The sequence below is a fragment of the Hydrocoleum sp. CS-953 genome (assembly GCF_002260545.1).
Classification (GTDB): Bacteria; Cyanobacteriota; Cyanobacteriia; order Cyanobacteriales; family Microcoleaceae; genus Trichodesmium.
In genome coordinates this window covers 1-1,991 of record NZ_LGSU01000075.1, presented here as the reverse complement: position 1 = coordinate 1,991, position 1,991 = coordinate 1, and the positions used below count along the sequence as shown (strand labels likewise).

At 35.0% G+C, this 1,991-nt stretch carries 1 protein-coding gene; it reads right to left on the bottom strand.

Annotated features, from left to right (window positions below; all coding sequences use genetic code 11):
- Positions 1-1,991, bottom strand: a 1,991-nt coding sequence (locus AFK68_RS00460) for a tetratricopeptide repeat protein (RefSeq protein WP_094670776.1), incomplete at both ends; no start/stop codon positions are given.

Below are 1,991 nucleotides of genomic sequence, written 5' to 3'. Positions count from 1 at the left end.
CAGTAATATTTTAGGTAATAAATTGCTAGGAATTTTAGAAAGAGCTAAATTTTGCCCTTCTATTCCATACTTACTGTAGAAGATACGAATAATTCTGAGAATGTAATTTATACTCGCTTCTTCTCCTTGTATTTCATTCATATTAGTCTCAGGTATCTCACTATGACCTAGTAAGTGATGCTCCAAAGCTGCTTCTAAATTACTAATTTGACTATATTTGTCTAATATGGTATCCGATTCTAGAGCTATTTGATAATAGGCAAGTCCAATATTATTATAAGTGGCCAGTAGGTCGAAAGTGAGTTGAGAAGGAGAAAACTGTTGCGCAATAGTTACAGCTTGGGAATAAGCAGCGATCGCTTCATGGAAAAGTTTACTCCGAATTTGATGTTCTTCAAATTGGTTAGCTAAATGCCAATAGGCGGTACCTAAGTTATTTTTTGTTGCGGCATAAGCAAGGGGAAGATTTTCTGGAGTACGATAGTTTAAGGCGATTAAATAGGCATCAATAGCTTTGAGAATTAGAGTTTCTGATGCTTTTGTCTGAAATTGAGCTAAGTTCCAGTAAGCTATACCTAAGTTATTTTGAATCATGGCATAGTTTAAGGGTTCAATTTCTGGCGTAAAGTAATCAATAGCTTCAGCATAAGCAGAAATTGCCCCTTGCAAATGCTCAACTTCTTGAGTATATTGGGCTAAATTCCAATAAGCTGTCCCTAAATTATTTAAGGTTGTGGCATAATCTTGAGCATCAGCTACTTTATCTAGATAAAAGATGGCTTCCTGATAAGCTATTATGGAACTTTCCCAATTTTGTTGTGGCTCCTGATGGGTAGCTAAGTCTCCGTAAGCTAAACCTAAGTTTTTTTGTAGTCTGGCATAAGTATCTTTTTGGGATGGGGTAATTTCACCCATTGCCATTTGATAGAGAATAATACTTCGCTCTAAATAAACTAATGAATCAGACTTACTGGATTTGATTTGACGAGATAAAATCCAGTATAGGGTGGCAAGGTCATTAAGAATGTCAAGAATAGGAATTTGGGATGGAGAAAATTGGCTGATATTTCCTGTATCTTGAAATGTCCACTCGATGACCATCTCATAAGCACGAATGGCAATAATTAGACTTTGCTCTGAGACTTCCCCTGCTAAAATCCGATCGCGATGAAAATCCCCTAGAGTTTGATAAGCTACAACTAACTCTGGAGATGGATATTGAGATTTGTTTAAATCTTGAATCTCTTTAATAATCTGAAACTGTTGTTTTTCTTGGGAATTTTTTTCTTCTCCAGAGTTTCTAGAAATTTCTGCCCATACTAAATTTGCTAGTTCTACTAATTCTAATTCTGGCTGTGGAATATTCTTCTGGTTTTGGCTATGGTTGATGGACAGCTCTGGCAGTTTTTGTGGAGCTGGGGGAAGAAGATAAGCTTGAGATTTTTTTGATTCAACAGTGTAAGACTTTTGTTCGAGTGCCATTAATGGTCTTACTATGTTGATGGTAGGTTTGCTAGTTATTAATGGGGAGAAAGATTGAGGCTTTTTTTTGTTTGGTAATGATGATTTTTTTTTTCTGGGAGTTATGGGGGTGGGGTCTCCTTCAAATTCAAATATACCTGTATGCCAATTCCAAAATTCTGGTGCCGACTGTTTGATAGTATTTAGCCAAGGTTTATTTATCCAAAGTAAGATACTAGATTCTAATTTGGATAGATTTGTTGCTATTTTTTTGAGATTAGTAATGAATGACCGTTGAACTACTGAAGGTTGTTTGGTCAAGTTTTCTATTCCAATAATTTGAAATCCTAAGATTTGATATTTTTCTGTTTTTTTAAATTGGGGATTTTCGGCAAACCATTGATTGATTTGAGTAACTGGATTAGGATTACTTAGGTTTAAATTGAGTGTGACGAATAATATATTTTTATTGCTGTTTCCTTGTTGTTCACTGCAATCTATAGTATTTGTTAAATCGGCTTGTAAATTTT